General features: G+C 71.5%; 16 protein-coding genes. 5 read left to right on the top strand and 11 right to left on the bottom strand.

Features of this window, described 5'->3' with window-relative positions; all coding sequences use genetic code 11:
• The first annotated feature begins 12 nt into the window (after positions 1–12).
• Complete coding sequence (locus tag AB0367_RS18850; RefSeq protein ID WP_366227614.1) at positions 13–336, top strand: STAS domain-containing protein; 324 nt, start codon at positions 13–15, stop codon at positions 334–336.
• A gap of 24 nt (positions 337–360) precedes the next feature.
• On the opposite strand, the gene AB0367_RS18855 is transcribed toward AB0367_RS18850, so the two are convergent.
• Together AB0367_RS18855 and AB0367_RS18860 are read right to left on the bottom strand one after the other, a co-directional pair.
• Positions 361–939: a response regulator gene (locus AB0367_RS18855; protein WP_366227615.1), complete on the bottom strand. Its 579-nt coding sequence runs from the start codon at positions 937–939 to the stop codon at positions 361–363.
• A 46-nt stretch (positions 940–985) separates the two neighbouring features.
• The gene (locus AB0367_RS18860) at positions 986–5,362 is read right to left on the bottom strand and encodes a HAMP domain-containing protein (protein ID WP_366227616.1); all 4,377 of its coding nucleotides are present in this window, start codon (positions 5,360–5,362) and stop codon (positions 986–988) included.
• 92 nt (positions 5,363–5,454) lie between these two features.
• Between AB0367_RS18860 and AB0367_RS18865 the strand changes: the two genes are divergently transcribed.
• Entirely contained in the window at positions 5,455–7,422 is a 1,968-nt protein-coding gene (locus AB0367_RS18865; RefSeq protein WP_366227617.1) for a SpoIIE family protein phosphatase, read from the top strand.
• An 11-nt stretch (positions 7,423–7,433) separates the two neighbouring features.
• Here AB0367_RS18865 and AB0367_RS18870 read toward each other — a convergent pair whose 3' ends face one another.
• The 5 genes from AB0367_RS18870 to AB0367_RS18890 all read right to left on the bottom strand — a co-directional run bounded on the left by AB0367_RS18870 (position 7,434) and on the right by AB0367_RS18890 (position 12,185).
• On the bottom strand, positions 7,434–9,023 hold the full coding sequence (locus tag AB0367_RS18870; RefSeq protein ID WP_366227618.1) for a mannosyltransferase family protein: 1,590 nt from the start codon (positions 9,021–9,023) through the stop codon (positions 7,434–7,436).
• Positions 9,010–9,471: a PH domain-containing protein gene (locus AB0367_RS18875; protein ID WP_366227619.1), complete on the bottom strand. Its 462-nt coding sequence runs from the start codon at positions 9,469–9,471 to the stop codon at positions 9,010–9,012. The genes AB0367_RS18870 and AB0367_RS18875 overlap by 14 nt, the downstream gene beginning before the upstream one ends.
• Before the next feature lie 16 nt (positions 9,472–9,487).
• On the bottom strand, positions 9,488–9,622 hold the full coding sequence (locus tag AB0367_RS18880) for a hypothetical protein (protein ID WP_366227620.1): 135 nt from the start codon (positions 9,620–9,622) through the stop codon (positions 9,488–9,490).
• Between the two features lie 179 nt (positions 9,623–9,801).
• Complete coding sequence (gene mqnP / locus AB0367_RS18885) at positions 9,802–10,728, bottom strand: menaquinone biosynthesis prenyltransferase MqnP (protein ID WP_366227621.1); 927 nt, start codon at positions 10,726–10,728, stop codon at positions 9,802–9,804.
• Positions 10,725–12,185, bottom strand: coding sequence for a menaquinone biosynthesis decarboxylase (locus tag AB0367_RS18890; RefSeq protein WP_366227622.1), 1,461 nt, complete (start codon positions 12,183–12,185; stop codon positions 10,725–10,727). Before AB0367_RS18890 ends, mqnP begins: the two co-directional genes overlap by 4 nt.
• A gap of 134 nt (positions 12,186–12,319) precedes the next feature.
• Here AB0367_RS18890 and AB0367_RS18895 point away from each other — a divergent pair, with 134 nt between their 5' ends.
• Positions 12,320–12,958, top strand: coding sequence for a UbiX family flavin prenyltransferase (locus AB0367_RS18895; protein WP_366227623.1), 639 nt, complete (start codon positions 12,320–12,322; stop codon positions 12,956–12,958).
• Here AB0367_RS18895 and AB0367_RS18900 read toward each other — a convergent pair.
• Positions 12,915–13,148: a BldC family transcriptional regulator gene (locus AB0367_RS18900; protein ID WP_350554451.1), complete on the bottom strand. Its 234-nt coding sequence runs from the start codon at positions 13,146–13,148 to the stop codon at positions 12,915–12,917. The genes AB0367_RS18895 and AB0367_RS18900 overlap by 44 nt on opposite strands.
• 185 nt (positions 13,149–13,333) lie before the next feature.
• Here AB0367_RS18900 and AB0367_RS18905 point away from each other — a divergent pair, with 185 nt between their 5' ends.
• The gene (locus tag AB0367_RS18905) at positions 13,334–13,780 is read left to right on the top strand and encodes an Lrp/AsnC family transcriptional regulator (RefSeq protein ID WP_366227624.1); all 447 of its coding nucleotides are present in this window, start codon (positions 13,334–13,336) and stop codon (positions 13,778–13,780) included.
• Positions 13,781–13,785: 5 nt separating this feature from the next.
• On the opposite strand, the gene AB0367_RS18910 is transcribed toward AB0367_RS18905, so the two are convergent.
• Genes AB0367_RS18910 through AB0367_RS18920 form a run of 3 tightly spaced genes read right to left on the bottom strand, consistent with a single transcriptional unit; the run spans position 13,786 to position 15,972 of the window.
• The gene (locus AB0367_RS18910; RefSeq protein ID WP_366227625.1) at positions 13,786–14,391 is read right to left on the bottom strand and encodes a putative glycolipid-binding domain-containing protein; all 606 of its coding nucleotides are present in this window, start codon (positions 14,389–14,391) and stop codon (positions 13,786–13,788) included.
• A 47-nt stretch (positions 14,392–14,438) separates the two neighbouring features.
• A complete protein-coding gene (locus AB0367_RS18915; RefSeq protein WP_366227752.1) occupies positions 14,439–15,746 on the bottom strand; it encodes a DEAD/DEAH box helicase in 1,308 nt (435 codons plus the stop codon).
• A gap of 19 nt (positions 15,747–15,765) precedes the next feature.
• Positions 15,766–15,972 carry a hypothetical protein gene (locus tag AB0367_RS18920; protein ID WP_366227626.1) on the bottom strand — a complete coding sequence of 69 codons (207 nt, stop codon included), beginning with the start codon at positions 15,970–15,972 and terminating at the stop codon, positions 15,766–15,768.
• Between the two features lie 696 nt (positions 15,973–16,668).
• Here AB0367_RS18920 and AB0367_RS18925 point away from each other — a divergent pair.
• Positions 16,669–17,337 carry a hypothetical protein gene (locus AB0367_RS18925; protein ID WP_366227627.1) on the top strand — a complete coding sequence of 223 codons (669 nt, stop codon included), beginning with the start codon at positions 16,669–16,671 and terminating at the stop codon, positions 17,335–17,337.
• Positions 17,338–17,788 lie beyond the last annotated feature (451 nt).

The following is a 17,788-nucleotide window of genomic DNA, read 5'->3' on the forward strand; positions in this document are numbered from 1 at the left end:
TAGGCTGTGGCGGTGGATCGCCCCGATCTCCGCGTCTCCGTAGTCCGCGCCCCGACCGAAACCGTGGTGTCGCTGACCGGCGAGATCGACATGTCGACGGTGCCGCGGCTGGCCGCGGCCGTGAGCGAGGTGCTGAACGAGCCCCCGGCGCGGGTCGTGCTGGACATGGCCGGGGTGACATTCTGCGATTCGCAGGGGCTCGGGACGCTGGTGGTGCTCAGCCGGAAGGCGACGCTGACGCAGAGCTACCTGGTGCTGGTCAACGTGGGCGCGTTCCTGATTCGCGTCCTGGACATCACCGGCCTGCGCAACGCGCTGATGATCCAAGAGGCGTAGCGCCGCGTGCCTGGCGGCGGGCGGTCAGAGCTTGCCTCGGGCCTTCGCCAGGGCGGCCATCGCCCTCTCGACCTGCTCACGGCCCAGCTCGCCGTCCGCGGCCAAGGCGCCCCTCAGCAGCGCGGTCGCCTCGTCGAGGGCCACGCCGGCATGGCGCAGCTCCGCCTCGCGCGTGCGGACCAGCTCCGACTGGGCGGCCAGCTGCTGTGTCATCGTCCAGAGCTCGACGAAGACGGAGACCTTCGCACGCAGTACCCACGGATCGAACGGCTTGGTCAGATAGTCCACGGCGCCGGCGGCGTAGCCGCGTAGCGCGAGATGCGAGTCCCGGTCCGCGGCGGTGAGGAAGATGATCGGCACGTGGCGCGTACGCTCGCGGCGCTTGATGTGCTGGGCCGTCTCGAAGCCGTCCATCGTGGGCATCTGGGCGTCGAGGAGGATCAGTGCGAAGTCGTCGACGAGCAGGCACTTGAGCGCGTCCTCGCCGCTGTCGGCGCCGACGGTCTGCACCGGCAGGCCCTGCAGGATCGCCTCCAGGGCCAGCAGGTTGTCCCGCCGGTCGTCGACGAGCAGCACCTTCGCCGGCCGATCCGGTCCAGTCAAGGATGCCGCTCCCTTCGCGGAGTTCTCCCGTGTCGTCTGAGGCAACCTACACCGCCCGACCCTCTCCATTTACCCAAGCGGCCATCACGTCAAGCAGCTCGTCGAGGTCGACCGGCTTGGTGATGTAGTCGCTCGCGCCCGCGGCGAGCGAGGACTCCCGGTCGCCGGGCATGGCCTTCGCGGTCAGGAAGACCACCGGCAGGTCGGCGAATCGGCGGTTGCGGCGGATCGCGCGGGTCGTCTCGTTGCCGTCCTGGTCGGGCATCATCGCGTCCATCAGCACGATGTTCACGCCGGGGTGCTCGGAGAGGATCCGCACGCCGTCGGTGCCGTTGTCTGCGTACAGCACCGTCATCCCGTGCAGCTCGAGCGCGCTGGTCAGGGCGAACACGTTGCGCACGTCGTCGTCGACGATGAGCACCGTGGCGCCGTCGAGCTGGTGGGCCGCGGCCGTGGGGCGGCGCTCCGCCGCCGGCAGCGAGCGCAGCATCGGCGCGGCGGCGGACAGCTGACGGGCGGCCGGCGGCGGGGACTGCGGCTGGGCCGGGACCGGGTGGATGGCCGGCATCACCTCGGTCGCGATGACGTCCGGCAGGTACAGCGTGAAGATGGCCCCGCTCCCGAGCTCGGACGTCACGCCGATCGCGCCGCCGAGAAGGCGGGCCAGCTCGCGGCTGATCGACAGGCCGAGACCCGTGCCGCCGTACTTGCGGCTCGTCGTTCCGTCCGCCTGCTGGAACGCCTCGAAGATCAGCGCCACCTTGTCGTCGGAGATGCCGATGCCGGTGTCGCAGACCGCGAACTGGATCACGCGACGGGCGCCGGCCAGCGTCGGCGCGGAGAAGGCGAGCCCGGCGGGCGCGACCCCGATGGTCAGCGTCACCGAGCCGTGGTCGGTGAACTTCACCGCGTTGGAGACCAGGTTGCGCAGGATCTGCTGCAGCCGCTGCGGGTCGGTGACGATCGCCGGTGGCAGCGCGGGATCGGCCACCACGGTGAAGTCGAGGCCCTTGTCCTCGGCCTGCGGGGCGAAGGCCTGCTCGACGTACGCCCGGATGTCCTCGAACGAGACCTCGCCCGGCTCGACGTCCATCCGGCCGGCCTCGATCTTCGACAGGTCCAGGATGTCGTCGATCAGCGCCAGCAGGTCGGAGCCGGCGTTGTGGATGGTCGCGGCGAACTCGATCTGCCGGGCGGTCAGGTTGTCGTCCGGGTTGTCGGCGAGCAGGCGGGACAGTAGCAGCATCGAATTGAGCGGGGTCCGCAGCTCGTGGCTCATGTTGGCCAGGAACTCCGACTTGTACTGCGAGGCCTGCGCGAGCTGCTGCGCCTTTTCCTCCAGGCCGAGGCGCGCCATCTCGATCTCGCGGTTCTGCTTCTCGATGTTGCCCTTCTGCTCCGACAGCAGCGTCGCCTTCTCCTCTAGCTCGGCGTTGGTGCGCTGCAGCTCCGCCGACTGGTCCTGCAGCTCGAGGGCCAGCCGCTGGGATTGCGACAGCAGCTCCTCGGTGCGCCGGTTGGCGAGGATCGTCCTGAGCGCCACGCCGATCGTGACCACGAGCCGGTCGAGGAACGCCAGGTGCAGGTCGCTGAACGGCGACACGCTGCCGAACTCGATCACGCCGAGCGGCTCGCCCTCGAACAGCACGGGCAGCACGACCAGGTCGGCCGGCGGGGTCTCGGCGAGGCCGGAGCGCACGAGCAGCCGGCTGTCCGGCGTGGCCGTCACGCGGATCGCCCGGCGCGACAGCGACGCCTGGCCGATCAGGCCCTCGCCGGGGACGAAGCTGATGTCGGTGCCGGGGGCCACGAAGCCGTACGACGCCTCAAGGCGCAGCCGCAGCCCACTCGCGGCGTCGGTGCCGGACAGGAAGAACGTGCCGATCTGGGCGTCGACCAGGGGCGTCACCTCGGCCATGATCATGCGGCAGACCTCGCCGAGGTCGCGCTGGCCCTGCAGCAGGCCGCCGACGCGGGCCAGGTTGGAGTCGAGCCAGCCCTGCTCGGCGTTCTTCTTGGTGGTCTCGCGCAGGGTCACGATCATCTGGTTGATGTTGTCCTTGAGCTCGGCCACCTCGCCGAGCGCCTCGACCGCGATCCGCTGGGTCAGGTCGCCGCGGGTCACCGCCGTGGACACCTGCGAGATGGCGCGCAGCTGGGTGGTCAGCGTCGAGGCGAGCTGGTTGACGTTTTCGGTGAGGTCGCGCCAGGTGCCGGACACGCCCTTCACCTGGGCCTGGCCGCCGAGCTTGCCCTCCGAGCCGACCTCGCGGGCGACGCGGGTGACCTCGTCGGCGAAGGAGGAGAGCTGGTCGACCATGGTGTTGACCGTGTTCTTGAGCTCGAGGATCTCGCCGTGCGCGTCGACGGTGATCTTCTGCGACAGGTCGCCGCGGGCCACCGCCGTGGTCACCTGCGCGATGTTGCGGACCTGGCTGGTGAGGTTGGACGCCATCGAGTTGACGTTGTCGGTGAGGTCGCGCCAGGTGCCGGACACGCCCTTCACCTGGGCCTGGCCGCCGAGCTTGCCTTCGGTGCCGACTTCGCGGGCGACGCGGGTGACCTCGTCGGCGAAGGAGGAGAGCTGGTCGACCATGGTGTTCACCGTCGACTTCAGGGCCAGGATCTCGCCCTGCGCGTCAACGGTGATCTTCTGCGACAGGTCGCCGCGGGCCACCGCCGTCGCCACCTGGGAGATGTTGCGGACCTGGGCGGTCAGGTTGGACGCCATGAAGTTCACGTTGTCGGTCAGGTCCCGCCATGTCCCGGCGACGCCCCGCACCTGGGCCTGGCCGCCGAGCTTGCCTTCGGTGCCGACCTCGCGGGCGACGCGGGTGACCTCGTCGGCGAAGGAGGAGAGCTGGTCGACCATGGTGTTGACGGTGGACTTGAGTTCGAGGATCTCACCGCGGGCGTCGACGGTGATCTTCTGCGACAGGTCGCCGCGGGCCACGGCGGTGGCGACCTGGGCGATGTTGCGGACCTGGCTGGTCAGGTTGGACGCCATGAAGTTGACGTTGTCGGTGAGGTCGCGCCAGGTGCCGGCGACGCCGGTGACCTGGGCCTGGCCGCCGAGTTTCCCTTCGGTGCCGACCTCGCGGGCGACGCGGGTGACCTCGTCGGCGAAGGAGGAGAGCTGGTCGACCATGGTGTTGACGGTGGACTTGAGTTCGAGGATCTCACCGCGGGCGTCGACCGTGATCTTCTGCGACAGGTCACCGCGCGCCACCGCCGTCGAGACCTGGGCGATGTTGCGGACCTGGCTGGTCAGGTTGGACGCCATGAAGTTGACGTTGTCGGTGAGGTCGCGCCAGGTGCCGGCGACGCCGGTGACCTGGGCCTGGCCGCCGAGCTTGCCCTCGGTGCCGACCTCGCGGGCGACGCGGGTGACCTCGTCGGCGAAGGAGGAGAGCTGGTCGACCATCGTGTTGACGGTGTCCTTGAGCTCCAGGATCTCGCCCTGCGCCGCGACGGTGATCTTCTGGGACAGGTCGCCGCGGGCCACGGCGGTGGCGACCTGGGCGATGTTGCGCACCTGGCTGGTGAGGTTGGACGCCATCGAGTTGACGTTGTCGGTGAGGTCCTTCCAGGTGCCGGCCACGCCCGGCACGTCGGCCTGGCCGCCGAGCTTGCCCTCGGTGCCGACCTCGCGGGCCACCCGGGTCACCTGCTCGGCGAAGATCCGCAGCGTGTCGACCAGCGAGTTGATCGTCTCCGCCAGCTCGGCGACCTCGCCCTTCGCGCTCACCGTGATCTTCTGGGACAGGTCGCCGCGCGCCACGGCCGTCGCCGCCATCGAGATCGACCGGACCTGGCCGGTCAGGTTGGCCGCCATCGAGTTCACCGAGTCGGTGAGGTCGCGCCAGGTGCCGGCGACGCCGGTGACCTGGGCCTGGCCGCCGAGTTTCCCTTCGGTGCCGACCTCGCGGGCCACCCGGGTCACCTCGTCGGCGAACGACGAGAGCTGGTCGACCATCGTGTTGACCGTGCGGCCGATCGTCATGAACTCGCCGCGCAGCGGCCGCCCGTCGATCTCCAGCGCCAGCTGCTGGGTCAGGTCGCCCTCGGCCACCGCCACGATCACGCGGGCGATCTCCGTGGTCGGGCGCCCCAGGTCGTCGATGAGCGAGTTGACCGCGTGGATGCGGTCCAGCCAGGCACCCTCGAAGCCCTCCTCGTCGAGCCGCTCGGTCATGCGACCCTCGCGCCCGACGACCCGGCTGATGCGCAGCACGTCTCGCGTGTGCCGAAGCTTCATCTCCGCGAGCCGATTGAAGCGCTCGACCACCTCGCCGGGCAGCCCGTCGCGCCGGTTCAGCCGGATCTTGAAATCGCCGGCCGCCAGCCGGTCCAGCGCAGAAGACAGCTCCTCGAGCAGCAGTGTTTCCGGACTCTTTTGGGTGACTTCTTCGACTGTGGTCATAGCGTCTCCACCGGTGTCGGGGGCAGGCGGCGTCCACCCATCGTCGTCCTTCAGGTTGGATTGTTACCACCGTTCAGTGGAGACTGCGATACGTGACAACCCAGACCGTCCGGAGGATCAGGCTCCCGGCCGACCATAGCTCTCCCGGTCTGGCCCGCGAGGCAATCCGGACGATCACGCACGAACGGGACCTCGGCGTGATCCTGGACGAGGCGCTGCTGCTCGTCACCGAACTCACCACGAACAGCGTCGTGCACGCCCGCACCGAGGTCGATGTCGAGATCACGGCAAGTGACGATTCGCTCACGGTATCCGTGCTGGACTTCCGGCCCGGCACGGTCACACCCAGCTTTCCCGACGCCTCCTCCGGCGAGGTGCCGGAGCGCGGCCGCGGCCTGCTGCTCGTCGAGCAGCTGGCCACCGCCTGGGGCACACTGCACTTCGCCGGCGGCAAGGGTGTCTGGTTTCGCCTCGACCGGCCGTCGCCGCGGCGGCCGGTCGCGCCGGGCGAGCCCACTGTCGCGCCCGTGATCGACCTGCCGTCGGCGGTCGACGCGCTGACCTGGTCGGGCCGGGGGACCTCGCTCGAGGAGATCTCCGAGGAGCTGCTGCAACGGCTGTGCCGGGTGATCGGCGCGCAGGGCGCGGCGCTCACCGTCGACGAGGGCGAGGGGCCGCGCACCGCCGCGGCGTACGGGCGCGTCGGCACCTCCACCGACAGCGGCCGCCGCGTGCCGCTACGCGTCGCCCGGCCCTGGCGTGCCGAGTTGCTCGTGGTCGCCGGTGCTGGAGGCCCGGACAGCCCGTATGCGCGCCCGCTCACCGCTCTCGCCGCCGACCGTCTGACGCTGCTGGTCGAGAACCACCGGCTGCGCCGCGCCGACGCCGAGCGGCGCACCTGGCTCACGTTCCTCGCCGAGGCCGGCGAGTTGCTCGCCCAGTCCCTCGACGTCGAGCTCACGCTGGCCCTGATCCCCCGGCTGGTGGTGCCGCGGCTCGGCCGGTGGTGCGCGATCCACGCCGCTGACGCCGGGGGCGAGCTGCGCCTGGCCGCCGTCGCCCACGCCGACGAGTCGCTGGTCGGCGACCTGCGCGACGAGCTCGCCCAGGCCACCCCGCAGCTGAAGGAGGCGATGGGGACCGATGCCGTCGTACCGCTGGCACCGCCCCTGGAGGGCTACGTCGTCGCCCTCATCGCCCGCGGGCAGCACCTTGGCACACTGACGGTCGGCGGCAACCGCGACACCTGGCAGAGTGCCGAGGAGGTGGCGGTCGTCGAGGACGTGGCCCGCCGAGCCGCCCTGGCCATCGACAACGCCAACATCCACGCGGAGCGGCGCAGCGTGGCTCAGGCTCTGCAGCGCTCCCTCCTGCCACCCCAGCTGCCGAAGGCGGACGGGGTCGAGTTCGGCGCCGAGTATGTGCCGACCGGCGAGGGCGTCGACGTCGGCGGCGACTTCTACGACGTGGTCCCGCTCTCCAGCCGTCGCTGGCTGGTCGTGGTCGGCGACGTCTCCGGCAAGGGCGTGCAGGCCGCCACCGTCACCGGCCTGGTTCGCGACGTGACCCGGGTGCTGGTCCGTGACGGCCGGCCGCTGCCGGAGGTGCTGCTGCGCCTCAACGAGACCCTGCTGGAGCGTGGCGGCGGGCGCTTCTGCACGCTCTGCCTGGCCCAGGTGCTGCGCCGCCAGGACGGGCGGCTCGACGTCACGCTGCACCTGGCGGGCCACGACCAGCCGGTCCTGCTGCGCGCGGACGGGCGCACCGAGCTTGTCGGCGCCTGCGGCACCGCGCTCGGCCTGCTCGACACCATCAGCACCCCGCGCACGCAGGTCTTGCTGGACCCGGGCGACACGCTCATCTTCTTCACCGACGGTGTCACCGAGCGACGCCGCGGCATCGACCTCTTCGGCGTCGACCGGCTCCGCGACGAGGCCGCCAACCTGGCCGGCTTCCCGGCCGATGTGGTGGCGGCCCGGCTGCGGGCGCGCACGCTGGGCTTCTCGCCCGAGTCGCCGCGCGACGACATCGCCATCTTCGCCGTACGCAACGACGCCTGACGCGCGCCCGGTTACGCCACCCAACCGGAGTGCAGGAAGTGGGCGGCCAGCACGCCCTGGGTGGTCAGGAACGCGGCGAGCAGCGTCCGGTCCAGCCATCGGTTGCGGCCCATCCGGCCGAGCATCATGAACGCAGGGAAGACCTCGAGACCGATCCGTGAGGCGGAGTACAACGGGTATGGGATGTCGGCCGTGTACCGGCTCGGAAAGCTGATCATGAAGATCAGCAGGGCGGCGCCGAGCAGCGGGAACAGCAGCTGATCGCGGCGCAGGCGCCAGGGGCCGGCGAGGGCGAGCATCAGCAGTACACCCAGCAGCGCCACCGTGGCGAGTTCCAGGAGATTGTGGGCCCAGATCTCGGTGAACGGCGGCCCCGGGGCGCGGGCGGCGTGGATCGGGGCGCGCCACGGCCACGCCAGGTGCCGGCCCCAGTGCGCGGCCTGGGTGTGTGAGAAGGCGAGCGCGTCGCCGTATGCCATCCGATCGGCGATCATCACGGCGCCCAGGCCGAGCGGGATGAGCAGCGTGGCCAGCGCGCTCGCCGCGACTCGGCCGTGGAGGCCGCGGTGGCCGCGGTGGCTAGGCCCGCGGTCGCCGGGTGGGATGTCGCGACCGTCCGGCGCGGGCCGGTCGATGTCGCGCGGTCGCGCGCCGCCCGGCCTGCGCCGCTGGCGCAGCCCTGTCCGGGCCCGGTGCGCACCTTCGCCGTGTGCCGCGACATAAGCGCCGGCTCCGCGTGCCGCGATCTGGGCGCCGGGCCCGTCTGCCGCGGCGTGGGCGCCGGGCCCGTCTGCCCCGGCGTGAGCGCGAATATCCTGTGTCGCACCGCCTGCGCCGATTGCGACCGACGACGATTTTTCAGATGAATCCGAATATGACGTTTCCGGATTTATCCTGCTTTTCCGGTTCAGCACGAGGGCGCGGGCGCGGACGTAGATGCGCGTGCGGAAGTAGCTCTGCGAGCGGAAATAGGTCCGCGGGCGGAGGTAGCCGTGGGCGCGGGCGTATTCGAAGGCGAAGGCGAACAGCAGCAGGATCCCGGCCGAGCGCGTCGCCGCCGCCAGCGCGCCCAGGGCGCCGGCGCGCCACCAGTGCTCGCGGCGCAGGCAGTACACCGTCGCGGCCAGCAGGGCGATGAACAGGCCCTCGTTGTAGGCGGCGCTCAGGAAGAAGCCGGTCGGGAAGGCCACCAGGTAGAAGATCGTGCGGCCGGCGGCGGCGCGGCCGAGCTCGTGCTCCGTGAGCCGGAACAGCACGATCAGCGCCGTGAGCAGGGCGGCGTTGGCGACCACGAGGGCCGCGGCCCACGAACGGCCCAGGCACAGCGGCGTGAAAAGCCGGATCAGCACGGGGTACAGCGGGAAGAACGCCGCCGGCGAGGCGTCCTCGGTGCGCTGATAGCCGTGCTCGGCGATCGCGATGAACCAGGGCGAGTCGTACTGCGTGGCCCACAGCCGGGCGACCTGCGCGGCGGAGCGATTGTGGCCCTGGTCGCCGATCCAGGCGAACGCCGAGATGGCGACCAGGCCGGCCCGGCTCGCGGCGAAGATCGCGAGGCCGGACAGCAGCGCCCGCCGCCAGGGGCCGTCAGCCGCTCCCACCAGCGGTCCGGATGCGGACGAGCTCGTCGGCGACGTCGGCCGGGCGGGCGTTCAGGTCGTAGTTGCTCAGCAGGTACAGCATGTCGCCGGTGTCGATCTCCACATACTCGCTGCGCAGGCCGGCGCGGGTCCGCGACTCGACCCGGACCCGCTCGATCTGCGACCACTCGAGGCGGCGGTGGCCCGCGTAGCCGGCGACGACGGTCACGCCGTCCGGGTCGGCCGCCAGCCGGACCGGGGCCAGCAGGTCGCGCAGCGCATACGCGCCGGCGACGACGGTGGCGACCAGGGCGGCGCTCAGCGCCGGCCGGTCCTCGGCGAGAAGGACAGCGGCTAGCGCCAGTAGCACGGTGACGGCGCACTTGAGCGCCGTGAAGCCCGGCGAAACCCGCCAGCGACGGCTGGTCGGCGACGCCGCGGGCTGTTCGGAAAAGGCACCGCTGCGCATATGCACACTCCTACGATTACGCGACCCGGCCGCCCCGCACGAAGTAAGCGGCAAGAATCGCCTGCGGCATGAGAAACAGGGCGAGCACGACCCGATCGAGCACCGGCCGCGCGCCGAGCGTGGGCATCGCGGTCAGCCCGGCCTTGCTCACCGCGAAGATCCCGCGCGGACAGCACGGCCGCTGCCATGGCCGGTCGGCCACCTCCGGTGCAGCCGGCTCCCGGGACTCCGGTTCCGCATCCGCTCGTTGCAACGTGGAAGCGCCGCTCACGCCGTCGCCCTCACCATGCCCCGGCCACGGCCTCCTCGCATCGCTTCAGGCCGGTCGTGTCAGGGCCTCAGGCCGCCGCGGACGACCAGGTCGAGCAGGGCGAACACGAACAGCGCGATGCCGACGAACCCGTTGGCGGTGAAGAACGCCCGATTGACCCGCGACAGGTCGCCGGGCCGCACGATCGCGTGCTCGTAGGCGAAGGTCACCGCGGTCACGAGCAGGCCCATCCACCACAGCCAGCCCAGGCCGACCAGCTGGCCGAACCAGGCGAACAGGGCGAACGTCACGACGTGCGCGATCGTCGACAGGTGCAGGGCGAACGGGACGCCGTAGCGGGCCGGGACCGAGTGCACGCCGATCTCCCGGTCGACCTCGGTGTCCTGGCAGGCGTAGATCAGGTCGAAGCCGCCGATCCACAGCCCGACCGCGGCGCCGAGGACCCAGGCCGGGCCGGAGCCGTGCAGGTCGCCGGTGATCGCCAGCCACGCGCCAACCGGCCCGACGAGCTGCGCCAGGCCCAGGATCGCGTGAGGCCAGTTGGTGAAGCGCTTGCCATACGGATAGACGATCAGGGGCACCACAGCCAACGGCGCGAGCGCGAGGCAGAGCGGGTTGAGCAGGGCCGCGGCGCCGAGGAACACGACCAGGGCGACGGCCGCGCCGGTCCACGCGGTGCGCACGCTCACCGCGCCGGTCACCAGCTCGCGCTTGGCGGTGCGCGGGTTTCGCGCGTCGATGCGCCGGTCGATGATCCGATTGGCGGCCATCGCGAACGTGCGGGCGCCGACCATGGCGATCGTCACCAGCAGCAGGTCGAGCCAGCGGACGTGCGGTTGGCCGCCCCACTGCGGGCCGGTCGTCATCGCCGTCAGGGCGGCCAGGTAGGCGAACGGCAGCGCGAACACGGAGTGCTCGATCGCGACCAGTCGCAGGAAGGCCTTGACCCGGCTCGACGGTGCCTCAGGTGCCTCAGCGAGCGTCACTTGAACCCATACTCTCTCCAGCGCTTGTCGACCCGAGCCACGACCTCGGGCGACATGACCATCTCTTCCGGCCAGCCGCGATGGTAGCCCTCGGCCGCCGTCTTCCGCGTCGCGTCCAGCCCCACCTTGCCGCCCCAGAACTGCTGGTAGGAGGCGTGGTCGAGGTGGTCGACCGGGCCCTGCGTGAGCAGCAGGTCGTGCGTGTAGTCGACGTTGCCGAACGCGCGGAAGGCGACCTCCGCGTAGTCGTGCACGTCGCAGTCTTCGTCCACGACCACGATGAGCTTCGCCAGGGACAGCAGGTGGGCGCCCCAGATCGCGCTCATCACCTTCTGCGCGTGCTTCGGATACCGCTTGCGGATCGAGACGATCACGCAGTTGTGGAACACGCCGGCGGCCGGCAGGTCATAGTCCACGATGTCCGGGATCAGCAGCTTGAGCAGCGGCAGGAAGATGCGCTCGGTCGCCTTGCCCAGGCCGTGGTCCTCCTGCGGCGGCTGTGAAGTGATGATCGAGTGGTAGATCGGCTGGCGGCGCATCGTCATGCACTCCACGTGCAGCACCGGGAAGTCCTCGACCGGCGTGTAGAAGCCGGTGTGGTCGCCGAACGGGCCCTCGGGCAGCCGCTCGCCCGGCTCCAGATAGCCCTCGAGCACGATCTGCGCGTTGGCCGGCACCTGCAGCGGCACGGTCAGGCAGTCGACCATCTCGACCCGCTCGCCGCGCAGGAAACCGGCGAACAGGTATTCGTCGATGTCTGATGGCAGCGGTGCGCTGGCCGTGTAGGACACCACCGGGTCGGCCCCGATCGCGATCGCCACCGGCAGCCGCTGCCCGAGCCGCTCCGCGACCGCATGGTGCGCCGTGGAGTCCTTGTGGATCTGCCAGTGCATGCCCAGCGTGTTGTGACTGTGCTGCTGCAGCCGATAAAGCCCCAGGTTGCGCTTGCCGGTCTCCGGGTGCTTGGTGTGGGTCAGGCCGAAGTTGTGGTAAATCCCGCCGTCGTCCGGCCACACCTGCAGCCCCGGCAGCCGGTTGAGGTCGACCTGGTCACCCTTGTAGACGACCTCCTGGCACGGCGCGGTCTTGACGTGCTTCGGCGGCAGCGACTTGAGCTGCATGAGCTTGCCGATGCCGTCGCGGATCCCGGCCCAGCCGACCGGGAGCTCGGGCCGCAACAGCTCGCCGATCCGCGCCCCGACCTCGTCGAGCCGCTCGACGCCGAGTGCCATGGCGGTGCGCCGCTCGGTGCCGAACAGGTTGATGGCGACCGGCATGTCGCCGCGGGTCGGCCGCTCGAACAGCAGGGCCGGCCCACCGGCCCGGACGGTGCGGGTGACGACCTCGCTGATCTCCAGGTGCGGATCGACGGGCGCGGTCACCCGGTGCAGCTCGCCTGCCTTCTGCAAAGCGGCCAGGAACTCGTTGAGGTCTGCATAGGGAAATCCGCGCGCCATGCCGTCATCCTCCCAACCGGGTACGACATTTCCCGCAGCGGCCTCCTCATACGGCCCCGGAGGGGTCGCGCGACGCGCGGTTTCAGGGACGGCTCCCGGCCGGGGACCGCCCTGCGCCATGGCAGAGTTGGTGCGTGGATGAGCGCAGGCCGTGGGTCGTCGGAGTGTCCGGGGCGTCGGGCACGCCCTACGCGGCGGCCGTGATCCGGGCGCTGTTCGACGCCGGCGAGGCCGTCGACCTCGTCGTTTCGCGCGCGGCACGGCTGACCGTCCTCGACGAGACAGGTGTGTCCTTCCGCGACGCGCACTGGAAGGACGACCTCGCGGCATGGCTCGGCCGCCCGCTGGACGGCGCGGACGCGGCCTACTGGCCGGCCGGCGACCTGGCAGCTGGCCCCAGCAGCGGGTCCTACCCGGTCAAGGGCATGCTGATCGTGCCGGCGAGCACGGCGGCGTGCGCCGGCATCGCGATCGGACTGTCCAAGGACCTCCTTCAGCGCGCCGCTGAGGTGAACCTCAAGGAACGCCGCCCGGTCGTGATCGTGCCACGCGAGACCCCGGTGACGCGCAGCCACCTGGAGCACCTCATCGCACTACACGACGCGGGTGCGGTGATCCTGCCCGCGAGCCCCGGCTTCTATGCCGCGGGCGCCGCGGCCACGGCCGCCCAGTTGGTCGACTTCGTCGCCGGCAAGGTCCTCGACGCCGTCGGCGTGTCGCACGGTCTCTTCACTCGTTGGTCGGGTGAGCTCGGCCATTCCCGTTCCCGTTAGAGGTGTCATCCAGGGCTTCGTCTCCTTCGAGCAATGCCCTCACCTCGGATTCCCGGAACCGCCGGTGTCCACCCGGGGTTCGGATGCTGCTGATCCGGCCCGCCGCGGCCCAACGCGTCACCGTCTTAGGGTCGACGCGGAACAAGGCAGCGACCTCTCCGGGCGTCAGCAGACGATCTCCCGTCTCCACGGCCCCTCCTTTACCCTGGGTGGCTCGCCCGATCCGCGCACCCCCGTGCCGCGAAGCTGAAAGCGCGAGTCATCCTGGGATGTACGCCCATTACAGCACCGCTCACGTGTCGTGTCCGGGAAACGAGGAAAACGCACTTCTGGGTAATTAGCTGTGTTAAAAGGCCGGCCGTTAGGCTTGTCGCGATGGATGCGATTGACAGGCAGCTTATCGACCTTCTGCGGGACAACGCCCGGCTTCCGTATGCGGAGCTTGCCCGGAAGGTCGGCCTTTCCGCCCCCGCCGTGCACGAGCGCGTCGGCAAGCTCGAAGCCACCGGGGTGATCCGGGGGTACCGCGCCGAGGTGGAGCCCGAGACGCTGGGGCTTCCGCTCACCGCGGTGATCGGGATCGTCCAGGACAGCAGCGGCGACACCGACGCGGTGCTCGATGCCTTGCGCGCCCGCCACGAGATCGAATCCTGCTACTTCATGGCGGGCGAGGAATCGTTTCTGTGCAAGGCGAGGGTGAAAACGATAGGTGATCTGGAGCGCCTGATCGTCGATCTGAACCGCGTCCAGGGCGTGGCGCGCACCCGCACCACCATCGCGCTTTCCACGAAATGGGAGGGGCGGTCGCAGCCGGCGAGTTGAGCGCATCATGCGAGCGTCGCCAGGCCCGGATACTCGGCCACGTAGCCGTCGTCGGTCAGCTCGAGGTCGGCGGTGAAGTGCTCCGAGCGATACCGCACCCGCCGCGGGCCGAGCACCTCGTAGCTCTGCTCCACCGGCAGCACGGCGAGGCTCGGCAGCAGCACCCATGCGGCCTCGATCCGCACCACCGTGCCGGGGCTCGCCCGGTGCAGGCCAAGCCGGCGCACCGGCAGCGTGTTGGTCAGCGGCGAGTTCTGGAGGTCCACGTCGAGCACCGCGTGCAGCCGGTCGGACTCCTCGATGCCCGCGAACGGCGCCTGGGGCAGCACCCGCTCGAGGTTGCCCTGCTCGCTGGTGGTCACCCGCCAGCGGCCGGCTGCCCGCTCCATACGCAGCGTGCGCAGCCAGCCCCCGCCTTCGATGGCCAGCTCGAGGCGGGTGCTGGCCCAGGCGTCGTCGGTGTGCAGCTCGTATCGGCAGGAATACAGCGCGTTGTCCGATGCGAACGCGACACCCTTGGCGCGCAGGCCTCGCCTGTCGTCCAGGGTGACGAACTCGCCGCCGGTGGTGTCGGTGCGTTGCCAGGCGAACGCCCGCGGTAGCACGGTCATCCCCGGACCGTATCCGACCGCATGCGATTTGCGCTGTTGCTAGCGACTCATCCCTGGCTATTTGTCAACCGGCGGCTCCGGGGCGGCCGGCGGTCGTTCTGCCGGCGGCGACCCGGTGCGGGGGCGGGGCTGTGGTGCACGACGCGCACCGGCACCCCGCTGGGCTGACGGGCGCCGGTGACCTCGGCCAGCGCCGGGTCGCCCGCACGGACGCGCAGCTCGTTGGGGGTCACGCCGGCCTTGGCCAGCAGCGCCGCAGCCCGGCGCCGCTGGCGGGGCAGCACCAGCGTCACGACCGTGCCCGCCGCGCCGGCACGCGCGGTGCGCCCGGCCCGGTGCAGATAGTCCTTCTGGTCACGAGGCAGATCGACGTGGACCACCAGGGACACGTCGTCGATGTGAATGCCGCGGGCGGCCACGTCCGTCGCGACGAGCACGTCGACGCTGCCCTCGCGGAACTCGGCCAGCGTGCGGGTGCGCACCCGCTGCGACTTGCCGCCGTGCAGCGCGCCGGCCCGCACGCCCACCCGGGCGAACTGCTCCACGAGCTCGTCGACGGCGGCCTGGGTCTTCACGAACAGGATCGTCCGGCCCTTGCGCGCCGCGATCGACGCCGCGATCGCCACCTTGTCGTTGGGGGGCACCAGCAGTACGTGATGATCCATGGAGCCCACGGACGCCACCGGCGGCTCGATCGAGTGCGTCACCGGGTCGATGAGGAACCGCGTGACCAGCGCGTCGACGTCCTTGTCCAGCGTCGCGGAGAACAGCAGCCGCTGCCCCGCCGCCGGCGTCTGCGCCATGATCTCGGTGACCTCGGGCAGGAAGCCCATGTCGGCCATCTGGTCGGCCTCATCGAGCACGGTGATCTCCACCGCGTCGAGCCGGCACGCGCCGCGCTTGATCAGGTCGCCGAGCCGCCCCGGGGTGGCCACGAGCACGTCCACGCCGCGCTCCAGCGACCAGATCTGCCGGTCATACGGCACGCCGCCGACCGCGGTCTTGCAATACAGCCCCAGGGTCTTGGCCAGCGGGGTCAGCGCGTCGTTGACCTGCATCGCCAGCTCGCGCGTGGGCACCAGCACGAGCGCCTTCGGCGCGTGCGGCCGGGAACGGCCCGAGGCGGCCAGGCGGGCGAGCATGGGCAGGCCGAACGCGAGCGTCTTGCCCGAGCCGGTGCGGCCACGGCCGAGCACGTCACGGCCCGCGAGCACATCGGGGATGGCCGCGGACTGGATGGGGAACGGTTCGGTGATGCCTTGGGTGTCGAGCGCCCGCACCAGCTTGTGGGGCAGGCCGAGCCCTGCGAAACCGGGTCCGGTGTGGCCCGCCGGGGCGTCGGCCGTGTCGAAGATCGAGGGGAACGAGCTGGGGTCAGCGAGCAGCAAGGAGCTGGGACCTTCCGATTGGAGAACGGCTAAGGATATCCGATCCCTGTCGCCGGGTCGCAGCCGCCGTGCTGCGGCTCACTTCTGCGGTACCCCCGCCGGACACGCTGTCCACGTAATCCCGCGCGAGGATGACGGTCAGGTACCCGCCGAGGAGCAGCACCACCACGATCACCGCGATGATGATGATCACTCGCCGATTGCTGGACGGGGCTACCGGTGCTCCGGCGCGAACTACGCGGGCGCCCCGCTCGCGGGGTTAGTCACCGCCCGGCGCGCGGTTGGCCGGCGGCGGGAAGTCCCCACGCCCGGGCCATTGATGTTGTACGCCATGATCGTCGTTCTCCGTTCCGGGTGCACCGGGGCCCGTACCCGGCATCGGGGGTGGAGCCCACGCCGGCGGCGCGCTCTGCGGCGAGGGCGGCTGTCCCCAGCCCTGTTGCGCCGGTGGGGACGTCGGGGGTTGTCCCCAGCCGTGCTGGGCCGGAGGGGTCGACGTGGGCGGCTGTCCCCAGCCTTGCTGCGCCGGTGGGCTGGACGTCGCCGGCTGTCCCCAGCCCTGCGCGGGCGGGGTCGAGGTCGGGGGCGGGGTCCAGCCCTGCTGCGCGGGCGGCGGGGTCCAGCCCGGCTGCTGTCCGGGCTGTCCTGGCGGGTTCCAGCCCGGCTGGGCCGGTGCCGCCGAGGCGGGCGGCGGCGTCCAGCCCTGCTGGGGCGGCGGGTTGCCGGCCGGCTGCCAGCCCTGCGCCGGGGGCACCGATGCGGGCGGGCTCCACCCTGGCTGCCCCCAGCCTTGCTGTGCGGGTGGGCTCGACGCCGGTGGCTGTCCCCAGCCTTGCTGTGCGGGTGGGCTCGACGCCGGCGGCTGACCCCAGCCAGGCTGCGGCCCGGGATGGCCCGGCTGTCCCGACGGTGGGTTCCAGCCCGGCTGCCCGGGTGGGGTCTGCGGCTGCTGCCAGCCAGGCTGCGGCGGTGGGTTCCAGCCCTGGGCGGCCGGCTGTTGGCCCCAGGCCGGTTGGCCCTGCTGACCAGGTTGACCCGGCTGGGCTGGGTGGCCCGGTTGGCCCGTGTACCCCGGCTGTCCGGGATAGGCCGGCTGTCCCGGGTAGCCCGGTTGGCCCGCGTGCCCCGGCTGACCTGGATAGCCTGGCTGGCCGGGCTGCCACGGCTGGCCTGGTTGACCCGGCTGGCCCAGAGCACCGGACTGGCCCGGGTGTGCCGCCTGGCCGGGCTGCCACGGCTGGCCCGGGTGTCCGGGCTGACCCGGTTGGCCGTGGTTGGGCGGGGCCCAGCCCTGCTGACCCTGCGGCGGCGCGGCCCAGCCGGGCCGGCCGGGCGGCGGGTTCCAGCCCTGCTGTGCGGCCCCGCTCGGCCGCTGCGGCGCCTGCTCGGCCGGCGCCGCGGCGTCGTTGTAACCCCAAGGGTGCTCGGCGGACGGCGTCGTGAACGCGGGCGCTGCTGGTGCCTCCGGGGTCTTCGGGGTCTCCGCCTTCTCGGCCGGCTGGTCAGGGGCGCCGTGGGCTGGGAGCGGCGGCGGCTCCTCCGCCACGAGGAAGGGTGAGCTCGATACCGGCGGCGGCGTCTGGTCCGCCCCGCCGAACGGCTGCGCGGACGGAATCCCGTATGCGGGGGCGCTCGGAATCGGCGGCGGCTGTACACCCCCGAACGACGGCGCGGGCTGCGCGTCCGGGATGCCGTAGGCGGGTGTGGCCGGCGTGTCGGCGGCCGGTGCGGTCGCGCCGGGGATCGGTGGCGGGCCGGGCAGTGGGGGTGGGCCGGGGAGCGGCGGTGGTTGTGCGGCGCCGAACGATGGTGCCGGTTGCGCGTCTGGGATGCCGTAGGCGGGTGCGGCCGTGCCAGGGATCGGTGGCGGGCCGGGCAGTGGGGGTGGGCCGGGGAGCGGCGGTGGTTGTGCGGCGCCGAACGATGGTGCCGGTTGGGCGTCCGGGATGCCGAAGGCGGGTGTGGCCGGCGTGTCGGCGGCCGGCGTGGGCGTGCCGAATGGTGGCGGG

Source organism: Dactylosporangium sp. NPDC051484, from assembly GCF_040689395.1.
Taxonomy (GTDB): Bacteria; Actinomycetota; Actinomycetes; order Mycobacteriales; family Micromonosporaceae; genus Dactylosporangium.